Here is a 16,451-nt window from a genome sequence, read left to right as displayed (position 1 = left end):
GATGCTCTGGCCTTCAGGCTACATCGAACTCTTAAGTAAATGCTCTGGGGCAATATTGAGCAAAAAGGGACTCGGTTCACCTACACTGTAAAGTTGCAGATGATGCATAGAACGGGTACAAGCGGTATAGAACAATCTACGAAGGCTCTCATCACTGTATACTTGCGCCGAAGCGTCATAAATGATGACAGCGTCAAATTCGATTCCTTTCGCTAAATATGCCGGTATGACGACAACACCTTGCTCGTATTCCATTGAGTTGCTTTTCACAAGTTTCATTTCTTCCTGGTCGCTTAGGGCATCATATGCTTCTGCGCTCTCAGCCGCGGATTTGCATATGATTGCAATCGTATTATATTTCTGCTTCCGCAAGTCCGATATCTTGTTAGCAATGCAGCGATGTAGTTCGGCACGATTGGTCAATTGCGTCAGAACAGGCTTCTCACCGTTGCGCTCAAAAGCTGTAATACGTTCACCGTCTGGCACGAGTTCACGTGTAAATTCGACAATTTGTTTTGTGGATCTATAGCTGCGAGTCAAGTTTATGGCCTCCGTTTTGTCCGGTCCGTATAAACCATTCAGCGTGTGGAAATCGACTGTTTCGCTGGCGTGTGCGAATATCGCCTGATTAAAATCGCCTAGCACTGTCATCTTTGCCATAGGAAATAAACGTTTCAAAAACTCGAATTGAAAGGTAGAATAATCCTGCGCTTCATCTACAAGTACGTGTTTGATAGAACTGTTCATCTGAAAACCTTGAATCAGCTCTTTCAACAGTAAAAACGGAGTCGCATCTTCATAAAACAGTTTGCCTTCATCAAGCATTTGTACTGACAACAGACAAATATCCGCCCACTTCTCAGGTGTGTTTCCCTCTAACCAAGGTTTAATCTGCGTTGGATTGGCGAAAAGTTGTTTGTATATTCCCTTCATGTCGATAAAACGAAGCGCCTGAATCCTTTTGCGCAGTGGTCTCAACTTCTTGCGAACAATTAATCGGCTAAGTACTTTAATCATGCCCTCATAATTATCAAGGTCTTCCTCCTTAAATCCGCGTTTTTTCTGTAAGCGACTTTGAATCTTTCGGTAATCTTCATCGCTGAGAAGTTCAATTTCTTCCTGTACCCATTGCTTAGTCAGCTCGATTTTCTCCACTTCATCGATTTGATTGTTTAGCCACTCTGTTAACCTTTCAACCCTGTTATAAAAACGCATCGAGGTGTCTTCGCAATAAAATCTTTCCGTAATTTGTTCCGCCGAGACAATTGGTTTCCCTCTAAATTTGATTCCCTTAAAAATCATGCCGGATAATTCCAGCGACTGCCTGTATGATTGAATAGCCTCAGAAAAACGAGAGGATGCCTTGAATCGGATGCTCGCAACCCTAGTTTCATAGGTCGGTTCATCCGATGCAGTCAAGACAAACTCCAATTGTTCGTAAGCATTCTCCACTTGAAATGTATCGCTTAGCCGATGATTTAAGTATTCTTGGAATGTGACCTGTTGCATATTCTCTTCCCCGAGTTCAGGCAACACCGTAGATACGTAGCTGTTAAACATCGCATTAGGTGAAAATAGAATGATTTGATCGGCTTTTAGTCTATCTCGATACTTGTAGAGCAAATAAGCAATTCGTTGCAGGGCCGCCGATGTCTTGCCACTGCCAGCTACCCCTTGAACGATAAGTAGACGCCCTTGATCGTGCCGGATGATTTGATTTTGTTCCTGTTGGATGGTGGCTACTATGCTGTTCAAATGTTTGTCTGTACCCTTACCAAGTACTTGTTGTAAAATTTCATCTCCAATGGTGAGACTCGTATCAAACATCGATTCAATCACACCGCCGCGGATAATATATTGCCATTTCCCCTCCAACATACCGCCGATAACTCCTCCCGGCGTGGTGTATTCAACCGGACCAGGCGAGTAATCATAGTAGACGCTCGAGATCGGTGCACGCCAGTCGTAGATTAGGAAGTCCTCTCCACTTTCATCCATGAGCGTAGAGACGCCGATGTAAATTCGTTCAGCGGTAGAAGTCCCTTCTTCGAGTACATCAATCCGACCGAAATATGGTATCTCCTGCATGCGACGTAGCTCTGATAAACGCTTGGAAGCTTGTCGATGGTTACCTTCGTTTACGGACAGGGCTTGACTCTGTTGTCTCAAGCCGATGATCGTCTCAAGATAATCATCGAAAGTATCTGTGTTAACCTTGACGTCATCCCAAAAGTGTTTACGAAAATGGACCACTTCTTTACGACGTCGACCCGTCTCTTCTTCCAACTTGCCAATCTGCCCCGTGATTGTCTCCATTACGTTGTCCACTCGTTGTTGTTCTCGCCCTTGCAAATTTTCCATATTCATACAAAACACTCCTTCACTAAAAATAGAGGTTGACTAATAAGGTTTTATACAATATAATATAATTAGGAACATTATATAGTAATTAATATATAAATAGAGTTTCTATATTAATTTACCATAGTTTTTCATTATTATCAATGTAATATACATAAATAAAAGGTGTTTGGTTCTGAATATTCTCAGAACCAAACACCTTTTTTCCTTCATACTTTGACGCCGGATATCCAAGGGAATTTGCACCCCAAAAATAAAAAAAGGAATCATCGTTTCTTCAATGAAGAAACGATGATTCCTTTATATATTTTACTGTCCGTTAAAAGCTACTGCAATTTGAGCGCCGATAACAGCGTTGTTTTTCACTAAAGCAATATTAGCGTCCAAGCTTGTGCCATCTGTCAATTCTTTCACTTTACCAAGCATAAACGGCGTAACATCTTTACCTGCAATGCCGTTTGCACTCGCTTCATCCAATGCTTTTTTAATGATGTCATTGATGAAACTTTCTTCCATTGCATCCGCTTCAGGGATTGGGTTAGCAATCACCGCGCCGCCTTTTAATCCAAGATCCCATTTCGCATGAAGCATATCTGCAACCGTTCCAGGTTTGTCTGCACGAATTTGAAGTGGGAATTCACTTGTACGTGTGTAGAAAGCTGGTAACACATCTGTACCATATCCAACAACCGGTACACCTTTTGTTTCTAAATACTCAAGTGTCAAACCGATATCAAGAATAGATTTCGCTCCCGCACAAATAACTGCAACATCTGTTTGAGCAAGCTCTTCAAGGTCAGCAGAAATATCCATTGTCGTTTCTGCACCACGGTGCACACCGCCAATACCGCCTGTTACGAAGATGCGGATACCCGCAAGATCAGCACAGATCATTGTCGCAGCAACTGTTGTTGCACCTAATTGTTTTGTCGCGATTAAATATCCGATGTCACGACGTGAAACTTTTGCAACACCTTGACTGTTACCGAACATTTCAAGCTCTTCATCCGAAAGACCGATTTTGATCATTCCGTCGATGATAGCGATTGTTGCAGGTACAGCGCCGTTGTCACGGATAATTTGCTCTACTTCACGAGCTGTTTTAACGTTTTGTGGATAAGGCATGCCGTGTGAAATGATTGTCGATTCGAGTGCGACAACCGGCTTTCCTTGTGCCATTGCTTCTTGTACTTCTGCTGAGTATGATAGATATTTTTCCATTAGTATTCCTCCAATTCGATTGTAAGCTGCGCTTTTGATAATTCTGGTCGTACTGTATACGATGATTCAAGCGTTTTCGCTGCATTGACCAGCCCGCAACGGATCGCTTCTCCCGTATCCAAACCTTCCAAATGCCCGTGCAGGACACCAGAAACAAATGCATCACCTGCTCCTGTGACATCTTCCACAGACACACCTTGTAACGCGGAATATCGTGTCACTTCCCCGCCACGTTTCCCTGCCATAACACCTTTTGCACCGCCGGTTACTACTACATTTTCGGCACCCGCTTCGAATAACTTGTGAACCGCATGATTCCAGTCTTCTTCTGTTTGGATGGACTGACCTGTGTAGGTTTCAGCTTCATCTTGGTTACAAATAAACCAAGTAACACCTTCCAAATTGTCCGGCATACGAACCATTTTCGGAGAAGATACAGGCACAATCACTAACCCTGTGCCATGCAACTGCGCCCGACTCTTCACATATTCAACCGTCTCTTTCGGACAGTTCAAATCCATAATCGTTAGCGCTGCATTGGCAATCAATCGATCATTTCCTTCTATATAATCGACTGATAATGCATCGTACACATCCATGTTCGCCATTGCAACAACCAGTTCACCATCTGGACTAAGCACCGCCGAGTAAGACCCGGTTGATTCGCCAGGTAGTAATCCGACCGCCGCCACATCCATAAAGGCTGCCGACTCTTGTTCAATCAATTGCCAATCTGCATCATTGCCAGCAACCGTTAATAGCCGAACTGAATGATCAAGCCGCCCTAGGTTATCTGCGATATTGCGGGCAACCCCACCGACTGCTACAGACATTTCGGAAGGATTCGACGTACCTAGTTGCGCAACGTCCTTCAGATGGAATTTCCGATCCACGTTTGCACCGCCGATACAAACCACTTCATTTTCGTCAGATAAAATATACGCACGCCCTGTTATAATCCCGCGCCTTGTCAAACCAGAAATTAGATTTGCCAATGCAGGACGGGACATATTCAGCTGTTCAGCCATTTCCTGTTGACTCAAAAAAGGATTCTTGCGCAGAAGCCCAACAATTGCCGCTTCCTTTTCATTCAATACCGCCACCCCCTTCCCTATCTTTCTGAACTCTTGTTTATATTATAAACAATTGTTTAAGGAATTGCAACAAAAAACCTGACAAGTAGTTCGCCAGGTTTTCAAATATCTTTCAGATAGTATGGGTTACTGATTTTTTTCTATACCAGCTAATACGTTCTCGAGGCTTACTGTGAACCTCGCCCGCCAGCTTGCAGACAGCACATCAATCGATAAAATTTGTTGAATCGCTTCAACATTTTTCGTATCGTAATACATAATATCATTAGCAAAAGCGACGTTTACTTTTGCCGGATGGATAGACAATCGTTCGATTTGTAATCTACCCCTACACCCCCTTCTCCGAGGACACGAAAATAATACCCCGTGTAGCCGGTGTTTTGAACACGCAATGTTAGGTCTTTGACATCATGGCGTACCGCTATTTTAAAACACGGACGTCGTGGCTGTGTGGTTTGCACAACCGCTTCTCCAATTAAAAATGCATCTCCAATATGTACATCTTTTTCTAGCATACCCGTCACCGTTAGATTTTCTCCAAAAGCAGCCGCTGGCAATGTTCGATTTAACTCTTTTCCCCAATATGTATAATGCTCAAGCGGGTACACGCAGACCGCCTTATCTGGTCCACCATGATAACGAAGATCCGCCTGGCCATCTCCTTCAAAATTCGACTTAGTAAGATAGAGTTTACCGTTGACAGGCTCCTTATAGAAGCCAGTTTCTACATCTTTACCATTAAACCGTACAGTCTTTGGCTTTCCCACATTCAACGATGCCATTTTCATCGTAAAAACCGACCTCTCTTTTTTATTCTCTATTATCAGACTACCGAATGTGACATGTCGGAGCAATGTGGAAAAACGACCGTCAGGACTTTTGTCCGTTCAGTCGTTGGTCTTCTTTACGTAGTGCGAGTGCTCGCTTTTCTCCGCTTGTCATTCTTTGTCGCCTCGTCTGCCTACGATATTCATCCAAAATGGCATGTAAATTTGCAAAGTTCATCATTCGTATCCCTCCCATTCTTAAACTCCACATAGCTTATGTACTGAAAATGGAAAGGATACACTTTATGAAAATGAACTATTTTTCTGAAAAAACCAATAATTTACTCATTGATCAAATAAATGCGATTGTATAAGCTTTTATGATTGTTCGATCATGAAAAACAAATGAAACAACAATTGCTATCAACGGTTTAACTTCGTGCCAATAGCCCCCGCAACGCTATACAATTCCAACTCAATATCCACATGTTCACCTAGCGCCAGCTGTGCAAGTTGCTTCCCTAAAAACGGTCCGACTGTTAAGCCCGATGCACCCAGTCCATTTGCAAGCAGAAGTCCTTTCACCCCTGGAACTTCGCCAATAACCGGGAGAAACCCAGGCGTAAATGGACGATAGCCAACGCGCGCTTCACTGAAAGAGGCATCCGCTAAACCAGGTGCCACTTTTAGCGCTTTATCCAGCACTTCATGCAAACCGCCTGCCGTTACGCGCTGATCAAAAGGCTGATCATCTTCATGTGTAGCACCAATGACGATTTTGCCATCGTCAAACGCCAAAATGTATTGATCTGTCGGTGGCATCACAACTGGCCAATCATTCGTTTGCTGATGATCTAGTTGCAGATGAATGATTTGCGCTTTTTGGGCACTCACTTGCAGTTCAATTCCGAGCGGCATCAATAATTCAGCCGCCCAGGCCCCCGCCGTCACTAACACTGTATCTGCATGAAACAATTGTTCACCTACTTGGACACCCGTCACATGATCGTTTGTCACTACAAGCGCTGCCGAGCCGTGCACAAATTTGGCCCCATGCTTGTTAGCCGCACTGACCAGAGACTCGCGCAAGGCACGTCCATTGACACGCGCCGCGCCGCTTACTTGAACAGATGCATAATCTAGTGATAGCGGAGGGAACAAGGCAGACGTATCCATTGTAGTTAGTTGACGAATGTCTCCGATTTCAGGCGCATCCACTCGTCGCACCTCCGCACGTACTGCCATTTTTTCCAGTTTACCAGCATCCGTGTGCAAGCTAATTGCGCCCACCTGACGATAGCCCGTTTTCGTTTCTCCATCTTCTTCAAGTTGTTGGATAAGCGACTGATAATACGACGCCCCGCCTTTAGCGAGCGCATACCAAGATTTATTTCTTCGCTGGGACAACCACGGACAAATAATTCCGGCCGCAGCATCCGTCGCTTGTCCCGCATCTTTGCGGTCTATAACAGTCACATCTGCCCCAGCCCTTGCCAAATGATACGCTGTCGATGCACCTAGTATCCCGGCACCAATAATCACATATTTTTTCATCATAAACACCTTTTCTTTGTCATATCTTTTCTTATTATAGCAGTTTAGCGGACAATGGTCGGGTTCAAAAACCGTACAACGAAGGGTAAACTCTCAAACCTTTCGACAAAACATTGCATTAAAAAAAGACATAACTTGTTGTCTATCCAACAAATCACGTCTTTTCAGCTTACATAGATCATTGCACTGCATTGCTCATTCGATTTTCACCACGAATATGTTGGCATTCAGCCATTAGCTGTTGATCGTTATCTAAAAACAATCTGACCTTTCTCCATCATATTCGTATTCTTTTACGAGACAATTCCTTGATATCTATTTAGTAAAACATCTAATGCTTGGCTGTGCGCGACAACTTCAGGATGAGTATAACCGAATTGTTCCGCCTTCATATACATCATTTTCCTTTGACTTTGAATCCGCATCGACAATACCTTTTTCTTTAAAACGATTTTCACAACTCTTCCTCCATATTAGTTTATTCTACTTCAATCTAGTTGTGATGACTCAAATTGTTCAGAAGCAACCTGCTTATCGTACAACAACTACCGTAAAAAAGTTGTCGATTATTGGACGTTAAACTACTTGTCATAAATTTGTCACATTTGAATGATTTATTCTAGAATAACAAGTAAAAACCGTTGACATTTCACAAAAAAACCCGCCGATTCCCAATGTTTAGGTTACGTTTTTAATGAGCGTCTGGAAAAACTCTTCTTACCGCATCAGAAAATTCCTCGAAGAACCCCTCTACTGGTTCACCTGCTCTGATTTTATCTCCATAGTCGGTCGTTTGTTTGACAAAATCCGGATTCATCGACACATAAACATTTTTAAAATCCTTGTTAGCGGCTCTGACTTCATCCGCAATTTTGTCCTCGACTTGTTTTGTCCCTTCTACCCCTTCGTTCAAGACAACTGCAACATAGGCATTATTATTAGTGACAATGATGTTTGCGCTTTCTACTTCTTCCATTTCGGCAACATGGTCCGCGGCTTCATCCGCCACTTCTAAGCGATTCTCCGCTTCGTTCGTCGGATTGTCTGGCCCTGTTTGGTCCGTCACTTCATTTTCCACTTTGTCTTTCACAACATCGTCTTTTGTTGCGGCATCCCGATTTGCACCACAGCCCATCAATGACAGAATAAGAAATAACGCTGCGGTAATTGTTGAAACTTTTTTCAATGGTTGACCTCCTCAATAATCTTTTCATTGTAAGGATGGACGACTTTTAATTTTTTTATGCGTATGTACACGTAGATGAAAAACATAAAAAAGAGCAAACTGGTCAATAGCCTGCTCCTTTCATATGCCATACATTCCTATTACACCCTATCCTCGATCCGATTTACGATAGTAGTCAAACGAAGAGAATCCAGCAATTCCACGACTACATTCAAGACCCCTTGATGATAATCTGGAGTCAATATATACCAATAATAAGCATCTCGCACAAATGCTAATTGCTCCTTTGTCGTTGCATTAGCCAAAAAATGACGCATGCGTGCTAGTTCCTTCTCATCTTGTTGCCGCTGGTCATCAAAGGAATAACGTCTACCTGGCCAGTCGGATGTGATAGCTCCGACAACGCCAAGACCATCGTAAGTTGGGATGGCGGTTTCAGTACTTCTTTCCTCCAAGACTTCTTGAACATACTGTTGGGGAGGTAACAATTTTGTATGGAATGTCGCTTGAAAACGCCTGCGTATCTTGTCCCTTTTTTGAGCCCATTCGACATCCAACTCACTTGCGTATTCCTGTTGTATCGTCTCCATAGCAGTAGTATTTTCGCACGGCCATAAACTCTCTATCATTTCGACATGTGGAACCGAAGATGCCAAGTCCAGAAATTCTTGAATGTTCCGGGCTACGTATCGAATCGGCGGATCGTTGGTTGGTGACACACAGACAATTGGCGCTTCATGCAAATCTTTTATTGCGTCGAATTCCGTTAAAAATCCAAAATGTATGCCGCCACCTCCTGTATGCGCAAACGGAATGAGATCTGGCGGAGTTATCGCATACGCAAATTCATGAACGATAGGCCTAAAGCCGATTGTATCAAGCGACTCACCTTCTTGGTTTAGTTCCTCCTCCAGTCGGATTAACTTCATAACCTCCTCAGGAATTGCATACATGCCATATTCTTTTTTCAACATTTGCTCCATCTTTAATTCCCCCTTAGCTCTATTTTGAACCTTCTATCAACTCTACCTTATCCATCATTTTTACATAGATAGATTTTCTAGACAAATACTTTGAAAAAACAATCAAATTTTTCGAGTGCACTCCTTTTGAGGAATGAAAAAAGCATGGTCCTTGTATAGGAGCATGCTTTCCTCATATTTAAGGTAAAAACTCTACCGTTGAAGCTATATCCTGTATATGCTCTTTATCTGCCCATAAAATAAAATAATTATAGTTCATCCCGCCGATTGTCATCGGACTCGGATAAGCCGCAATAAAAGCAGCCTGCCCTTCGTAAGCCGCCGGCTGATCTGCTGACGGCAAAATCGTACAAGCCTGTTCATATGGATTTTGCGATTTTATTATACGGGGTGTTGAACCATAGGGCATGGATTGTTGGAATGCTTCCGCATGGCAGACTACGTCGATATTTTGTGAGCCAAAAAGGGCTGAAATTTGAAAGAATCCATCATCACCTTCATACCTGACATCACTGACACGGTGCCAAGCTGCCGGGAATTGAAAGTTAACACCTAAAACCTCACTCGTAAACTCCTGTTGAGCCAAATCTAGAACAGGTTGTGGTGACCACTGTAACGCGAGTATGGTCTCCCCTTCCATAAGCTGAATAGGAGCGGGATGACGCAAATCGACAACCCACATTTCATCTGCAGCTTGCCGTTCCTCACAGCCAGATAAATAGGCAAGGGTTGTGCCGTCAGGGGACCAAGTCACGGGTGTCGAAAAGCAATTTGAAATCGCCCAAACTCGGTCATCCTCCCCTCGTCGTTCAACAGTTCTAAGTTGCGAGAAATAGCCCCTATCGTCAAAAGCCGTTGCGCTATAAGCAATCCGCGATGACTCTGGCGACCAATCAGGAAAATAATTTTTGGCCAGCGGGCCACCCTTTATTTCAAACACATGACCCGTCGCAAGTTCTATTGTGTAGATGATGGATATACTAGCACCTGGCGATGTGTAGAGGGCAAATGTTCCATCCGGTGAAAGACGCGCATCATGGAGAGGACCGCCCGTATTTTTCGTGATTTGTCGTCGATTTGTACCATTTGTCGCTATTCGAAATAGCTGGCTTACGCCGGAGTCATCGGGAGCTTGAAATAATAATTCCGTGCCGCTTGGAAACCATCCAACATCCGATGCACCAGGTTGTGCGATTGTTTTCGCTGCATGTAACGTGGCGTTATACAGCATGATCGTTCCCCTCGCCATATACGCCACACTTGAGCTATCTGGAGACCAATCAAGACTTAAATCATCCCCTTCTTCTAACTGATCCACCCCTGCGATGAGTCCGGTATTTAGATAGATGACATAGAGCACTCTATTTTTCCCAACAAATGCGATTCTACTACTATCAGGGGACCAAACCGGTTGTGATAATTCGTCCCCCAATCCATTCGTCAACGGATTCTGCTCGCCTGTTCGTAAATTACGGGTCCAAATATCGAACTGTCCACCACGATCTGACGTATAAGCAATAAAACCATAGTCCCCAACAAAAGTATAAGGTATCGCTAACCTCATCCCCGTTTGAATGGCGGGGGATGGAAGTCCATTTGTCTTCTGAATCAATCCAGGATCACTTTTACCATCTGTTGTCACATTGTAACGCCGAGCAATATCATTTAACGTCTCACTGGGCTGAACGACATAATAAGGGACTCCAGGTGGAATTCTTAATAATTGACCAACATAGAGATGATACGGCGGCAGTAGTCGATTGCCTTCCGCAATCACTGCGACCGGCACACCATAGTGGTGGGAAATCCGATACAAGGAGTCACCTGTCTGAACTCGATACACATCGACGCCAGGCGGGATTGACAATTGTTGCCCCACAGAAAGTATATACGGTGCCATCAAATTATTCGCCGCGATGAGTGATTTGGCCGGAATCTCCCATCGCTTGGCAATGTGATTCAATGTATCACTTGGGCGTACTGTATAGAAAAATTGCATTACACTCACATCCCTTCTCTAAAGTAGGCAAAATCAGCACCTACTTCTCTACCCATAGCTATGTTATTCGTCTAGTAGGCGGGGTGTTCAAGACTTTAACTTCTATGTAGAACGCAAAAAACTAACTACCCCCTATTAATAGGGATAGTTAGTGCCTTCTGAACCATCATTACTTTTCAAAAACTTGGTGGAGAACTTCATAAGGTTTGCTGTTGTTCAGATTTTTGTGAATGCAACTTGCCGGCTTTTCACGCAAGATTTCAGCGAAAGCTTTGGCTAGTTCTGCTTCGCCGGCCACATGAATCTCCTTCCAGCCACGCTCTTTTTTCAACTTTTCTACAATTTCGCCCATCCCTTTATAGAAGCGACCCAAATTTTCTTTCAGTCGGGGTTCTAGTACGTCTACTTTACTACTTCCTATAGCTGGATGATTATCATCATCAGATGATTTTTTCCGATCTCCCCATCCTTGCAGATTTGGTTCGAAATCGTAAATTAGCTCATCATTGAGAAAACCCATTGCAGTATCTAGTATGCGTACTTCTCCAAAACTCGGCAATACAATGCCAGCTTCCGGATAGGCCTTGTACATATATTCCATTTCTTCAAGTACCGGATGATCCTCCCAATGAAAACTCGTTCGCACATGCACTTGTACGTAGTGGACCGACCACAATTCCGGATTCTCAGAAGCAAAAATGACGACCCCCTTGTGCAAATCATGCTGATGGTCTTCAATTTCTTTTACGACCTTATCCTTCAATTTTTTAAATGCTTGCAACTCATTTTCATCTTTCGAAGCCGTGATATACTCCTCTATTCGCTTTAACCCACTTTTTAAATGAATTCTCCACGCGCCTTTTAGCTGATCTGGATCAGCTGGATTGGTATTGACATATGCACTCAACACACATCGATCCGGACATTTAAATTCTTTAAGGACTTGTAGTTCTTTGCTTATTGACATGAATCGGTAACCTCCTCCATTTTCACCACACGTTTAGCATACCCACACATGCTGAGTCTAAAACGAATTGTGAATGGCCACGAAGAAACTGTAAAAGATAAATTTCGACATAGGACGTAGTTATGCCGAAGCGCAGTGGCCTTTAGTAAAAATGTTATATTTCGCTATTGCGTTATACATTTTTTGGTGTTATTATCTGAGTAGAAGTTCAATAGCGGATTACATGTTACTGATACGATCAGGCATGGTGGTAAACGGCAGAAGAATTTTTTCAATTCTTCTCTTACCCCATGCCTTTTTCTGTTCTGCACCTGTCCTGAGGACAATAGAATAAGTACATGGTTCGTGGAATCTTCACACCACAGAGTATAAAGGAGTTCATATCCATGCTATCAGGCCTATTTAAAAAACGTAAATTACAAATCTTCGCACCAGTTAACGGGAAAATCATTCCACTTGACCAAGTGCCAGATCCTGTCTTTAGTCAAAAAATGATGGGCGAAGGTGTTGCCATCATGCCCGATAATGGAAATATCCATGCACCCGTAGAAGGTACTGTCGTTATGATATCAGATACAAAGCACGCGATTGGCCTTCGTACGACTGATGGAACAGAAATTCTTATCCATATCGGATTAGAAACCGTTTCATTACAAGGGAAAGGTTTTACAGTATTCGTTGAAACAGGTGACCACGTGTCTGTCGGACAGTCTCTGATTGAAGTCGATTGGGCGTATATTGGTGAACACGCAAAAAGTATCGTCACACCCATCATCATCACAAACAGCACTGAAAAAGATGTTCAATGTGTCGATGCAACAGATGGCCTCATGGGAGAAACTGTGTTAATGACTGTTTCCAACAAGTAATACACTTCCACCTGAGGCTTTACCTTTCTTCAACAGGGGATGACTTCTGCTGAAGAGAGGTAAATCTACTATATAAGGGGGTGGATTTCCATGAAGATAAAGAAGATTCTCAATAATAATGCTGTCGTTGTGCTCGAAGATGAACGAGAGAAAATTGCGATTGGTGCAGGAATCGCTTTTAACAAAAAGCGAAATGATATCGTCAACCGTGAAAAAATTGAAAAGATATTTGTGATGAGGGAAAACGACAAATTGCAACAACTGTTAAGTCGGATTCCAGAAGAGCATTTTATCATCTCTGAAGAAGTGATTACATATGCAGAAGACCATATGGGTACGAAGTTAAATGACCATATTCATATTGTCCTAACTGATCATCTATCATTCGCTATTGAAAGAGTAAGAGAAGGCATTCATTTGAATAATAAACTATTACATGAAATCAAGATTCTCTATAGAAGAGAATTTGAAATCGGTCTTTGGGCAATCCAACATATAAAAGAAAAATGTCAGGTTGAAATGCCTGAAGACGAAGCCGCATTTATTGCGCTCCATATCCATACGATGAAACCACAAGGAGGTGATTTACACGATACAGTTCGTCAGACAACGATTATCCGAGATATGGTTCAATCTATCAGGCGACACTTAAACATCACGATTGAGGATGATGATATATCCTATCACCGACTCATCACGCATCTACGCTTCACCTTAACGCGAATGAATCAATACGGATTCCACACGATGGACGAGGAAATGTTAGTCATGATCCAAAAAAAGTTTCCGCTTTCCTATAGCTGTGCAGTCGAGGTGGCAAAGGAATTGATTGAATTACACGAAGTTGAATTACCTGAACAAGAGTTAGGCTATATCGCACTTCATATTGAACGTTTAAGAAAGCCTTAGAACAACGTGATTCGTCATTATATTACTTTATTATTAAAAAAACTATGAATTGGGGTGGATGTATCATGATGAAATTTTTCCAAAGACTTGGAAGTTCTTTAATGTTGCCGGTAGCCGTACTACCTGCTGCAGCTATTTTGATGGGGATTGGTTACTGGATTGACTCAGATGGTTGGGGTTCTGGCAACGTAGCAGCCGCTTTCTTAATTAAGGCCGGCGGCTCGATTATTGATAATATGTCTATCCTATTTGCTGTCGGGGTCGCACTTGGTATGTCCAAGGATAAGGATGGCTCGTCCGCATTAAGTGGTTTGGTCGGTTTCCTAGTTGTCACAACATTACTGTCAACAGGCACGGTATCTATGCTACAAGGCATTGATGTTGCCGACGTAAATCCTGCTTTCATAAAAATTGAAAATCAATTTATCGGTATTATTTCTGGGCTGATTGCAGCAACCATGTACAATCGATTTAGTCATGTACAATTACCTACTGCATTGGCCTTCTTTAGTGGTAAACGCTTAGTTCCGATCATGACAGCGGCTTCTATGCTAGTAGCTTCGGCCGTTTTATTCTTTGTATGGCCTATTATCTATACTGGCTTAGTTAATTTCGGTGAAGCTATTAGTGGATTAGGTGCTGTTGGTGCTGGACTTTACGGCTTCTTCAACCGGCTATTGATTCCAACTGGTTTACACCATGCCTTAAACTCTGTATTCTGGTTTGACGTTGCCGGTATCGACGATATTAAGAACTTCTGGGCTAGTACAGGTACGAAAGGCGTTACCGGTATGTACCAAGCAGGTTTCTTCCCAATTATGATGTTTGGATTACCAGCGGCAGCTCTTGCCATGTATCATACTGCTAAAACAAAACGTAAAAAACAAGCTGCTTCTTTAATGTTAGCTGCAGGATTTGCGTCATTCTTCACAGGTGTTACGGAACCACTTGAATTCGCATTTATGTTCCTAGCACCAGCTCTTTATGTTGTCCACGCTGCTTTAACAGGTCTATCTCTATTTGTCGCAGCATCATTCCACTGGACAGCAGGATTTGGATTTAGTGCTGGATTGGTAGACTTTGTATTAAGTTTAAAAATACCTATCGCCAATCTACCACTTATGTTACTTGTTCAAGGTCTAGTATTTGCAGTCATCTACTACGTCCTATTCCGTTTCTTGATTGTCAAATTCAACCTGAAAACTCCAGGTCGTGAAGATGATGAGGATATCCAAGACGACAACGGAGCAGTTGCTTCAGCAGGAGGAAATAAATTCTCTGGTATGGCAGCAACAATTTATGATGGTTTAGGCGGAGACGCAAACGTCACTTCTGTTGATCACTGTGCAACACGCTTACGTATCGAAGTAAAAGATATGAAGAAAGTCGATCAAAAGAAGATTAAAAGCACTGGCGTACCCGGCATCAATGTTGTCGGATCACAAAGTATTCAAGTTATTGTCGGAACAAGCGTACAGTTTGTTGCTGACGAAATTAAGAAAATTAGAAAGTAATAAACCTCTGAAATTTTTAAAAGCAGAAAAACCAGGCTCCTATGCCTGGTTTTTCCTTTTATGGTATATTTCTTGTCGCTACTGGATAAACTATAATTACAGAGACGCGGCACTCCTCTGTCCCGCGTAAATGGGCACTTTCGGCGCAGAGAGTGAAAAATAATCATACGCCCCATCCGACTAGGGATTTACCTAGTAGTGCCGTATTTACATAAGTGTTTACACCAAAACGGATTGTCCTATTGCTGGGACAATCCGTTTTGGTATTCAGCTGACGCCACCTATTATTCAAAAAAGAATGATTCATTTATTTTGATGAGATAGACTTTCAATGCTTTTACATTTATATCACCTTCGATTACCTCTTCTTCATCACTAACCACCTCAAATGGAAGCCTAATGTAAAAATCTTATATTACACTAAACTTCATTTGTGCCGATTGCTAATCAAGCCAAGTATAGAAGAGCATTCCATCTCTATTATTTGAATTGCTGATTTGCTCACGTCTGTTCAACACTACTCTTTGAAAAAAGGTCGTAAAGTTTTCCAGTAAGATTTCATTGGCTAGTTGAAATGGACCAAGTGTTATTTGCTGTTTTTTTAGCTAAATCTTGCATACTTCCGCCAATGAATAGAGGGTCTACAACTATTTCTTCAAGGGAATGAAAAAATTCATTTTTATCCATAGTATCTCCTTTTACAAACAGCCTTTTATCTATCCTATTTAACCACTCGTTGTTCAACTAATCTGCCAGTAAGTGTAACAACTGTTCCAGCATCTGTACAAGCCATTTATTCTGCCCGCTTGACGCATTCACCCGAATGTGGCAGAGTAGTAGATGTACTAATCATAAAAAATTCATACAGTTACAATTATGTGGGGGTACCAGTCGAGCTGGTTGAGATATACTTAGAAAGTATAGACCCTTAGAACCTGATCTGGTTAAGGCCAGCGGAGGGAACATATTCATTAGCTATGCCTATGTTTATGCGTTCTTCGGTTGCCCGGAGGACGCATTTTTGCGT

At 42.5% G+C, this 16,451-nt stretch carries 14 protein-coding genes, 1 pseudogene and 1 riboswitch; of the genes and pseudogenes, 3 read left to right on the top strand and 12 right to left on the bottom strand.

From position 1 onward, the window contains the following. Window positions 1–18: 18 nt before the first annotated feature. The 11 genes and pseudogenes from helD to ACIQ0H_RS03190 all read right to left on the bottom strand — a co-directional run bounded on the left by helD (window position 19) and on the right by ACIQ0H_RS03190 (window position 12,132). Window positions 19–2,367: an RNA polymerase recycling motor HelD gene (gene helD / locus ACIQ0H_RS03240; RefSeq protein ID WP_403410830.1), complete on the bottom strand. Its 2,349-nt coding sequence runs from the start codon at window positions 2,365–2,367 to the stop codon at window positions 19–21. 303 nt (window positions 2,368–2,670) lie between these two features. After that, window positions 2,671–3,582, bottom strand: a complete 912-nt coding sequence (locus tag ACIQ0H_RS03235) for a pseudouridine-5'-phosphate glycosidase (protein WP_403410828.1) — start codon at window positions 3,580–3,582, stop codon at window positions 2,671–2,673. Next, window positions 3,582–4,676 carry a PfkB family carbohydrate kinase gene (locus ACIQ0H_RS03230; RefSeq protein WP_403410825.1) on the bottom strand — a complete coding sequence of 365 codons (1,095 nt, stop codon included), beginning with the start codon at window positions 4,674–4,676 and terminating at the stop codon, window positions 3,582–3,584. Before ACIQ0H_RS03230 ends, ACIQ0H_RS03235 begins: the two co-directional genes overlap by 1 nt. 126 nt (window positions 4,677–4,802) lie before the next feature. After that, a pseudogene (locus ACIQ0H_RS03225) lies at window positions 4,803–5,464 on the bottom strand (MOSC domain-containing protein). Between the two features lie 82 nt (window positions 5,465–5,546). Then, window positions 5,547–5,684: a hypothetical protein gene (locus tag ACIQ0H_RS03220; RefSeq protein WP_403410822.1), complete on the bottom strand. Its 138-nt coding sequence runs from the start codon at window positions 5,682–5,684 to the stop codon at window positions 5,547–5,549. Between the two features lie 182 nt (window positions 5,685–5,866). Continuing rightward, a complete protein-coding gene (locus ACIQ0H_RS03215) occupies window positions 5,867–6,997 on the bottom strand; it encodes an NAD(P)/FAD-dependent oxidoreductase (RefSeq protein WP_403410819.1) in 1,131 nt (376 codons plus the stop codon). 293 nt (window positions 6,998–7,290) lie between these two features. Beyond that, the gene (locus ACIQ0H_RS03210) at window positions 7,291–7,455 is read right to left on the bottom strand and encodes an aspartyl-phosphate phosphatase Spo0E family protein (protein ID WP_403410816.1); all 165 of its coding nucleotides are present in this window, start codon (window positions 7,453–7,455) and stop codon (window positions 7,291–7,293) included. A 233-nt stretch (window positions 7,456–7,688) separates the two neighbouring features. Next, a complete protein-coding gene (locus ACIQ0H_RS03205; protein ID WP_403410813.1) occupies window positions 7,689–8,183 on the bottom strand; it encodes a YhcN/YlaJ family sporulation lipoprotein in 495 nt (164 codons plus the stop codon). A 140-nt stretch (window positions 8,184–8,323) separates the two neighbouring features. Further along, window positions 8,324–9,166 (bottom strand): hypothetical protein, encoded by an 843-nt coding sequence (locus ACIQ0H_RS03200; protein ID WP_403410810.1) that lies wholly within the window; start codon window positions 9,164–9,166, stop codon window positions 8,324–8,326. Window positions 9,167–9,344: 178 nt separating this feature from the next. Beyond that, window positions 9,345–11,165, bottom strand: a complete 1,821-nt coding sequence (locus ACIQ0H_RS03195) for a LysM peptidoglycan-binding domain-containing protein (protein ID WP_403410808.1) — start codon at window positions 11,163–11,165, stop codon at window positions 9,345–9,347. Window positions 11,166–11,334: 169 nt separating this feature from the next. Then, window positions 11,335–12,132 carry a VLRF1 family aeRF1-type release factor gene (locus ACIQ0H_RS03190; protein ID WP_403410805.1) on the bottom strand — a complete coding sequence of 266 codons (798 nt, stop codon included), beginning with the start codon at window positions 12,130–12,132 and terminating at the stop codon, window positions 11,335–11,337. 386 nt (window positions 12,133–12,518) lie between these two features. Here ACIQ0H_RS03190 and ACIQ0H_RS03185 point away from each other — a divergent pair, with 386 nt between their 5' ends. The 3 genes from ACIQ0H_RS03185 (at window position 12,519) to nagE (ending at window position 15,424) form a co-directional block, all read left to right on the top strand. Beyond that, a complete protein-coding gene (locus tag ACIQ0H_RS03185; RefSeq protein WP_403410802.1) occupies window positions 12,519–13,001 on the top strand; it encodes a PTS sugar transporter subunit IIA in 483 nt (160 codons plus the stop codon). A 90-nt stretch (window positions 13,002–13,091) separates the two neighbouring features. Continuing rightward, entirely contained in the window at window positions 13,092–13,910 is an 819-nt protein-coding gene (locus tag ACIQ0H_RS03180; RefSeq protein ID WP_403410799.1) for a PRD domain-containing protein, read from the top strand. A 65-nt stretch (window positions 13,911–13,975) separates the two neighbouring features. After that, window positions 13,976–15,424, top strand: coding sequence for an N-acetylglucosamine-specific PTS transporter subunit IIBC (gene nagE, locus ACIQ0H_RS03175; protein WP_403410796.1), 1,449 nt, complete (start codon window positions 13,976–13,978; stop codon window positions 15,422–15,424). Between the two features lie 558 nt (window positions 15,425–15,982). Here nagE and ACIQ0H_RS03170 read toward each other — a convergent pair. Beyond that, window positions 15,983–16,111: a hypothetical protein gene (locus ACIQ0H_RS03170; protein ID WP_403410793.1), complete on the bottom strand. Its 129-nt coding sequence runs from the start codon at window positions 16,109–16,111 to the stop codon at window positions 15,983–15,985. A 183-nt stretch (window positions 16,112–16,294) separates the two neighbouring features. After that, a riboswitch (TPP riboswitch) is annotated at window positions 16,295–16,403 on the top strand. Window positions 16,404–16,451: the final 48 nt, after the last annotated feature.

Origin of the sequence: Sporosarcina sp. NPDC096371 (genome assembly GCF_044762865.1) — a bacterium.
GTDB lineage: Bacteria > Bacillota > Bacilli > Bacillales_A > Planococcaceae > Sporosarcina.
The sequence above is the reverse complement of the archived record's forward strand: the minus strand, read 5'-3'. Positions and strand labels throughout refer to the sequence as shown.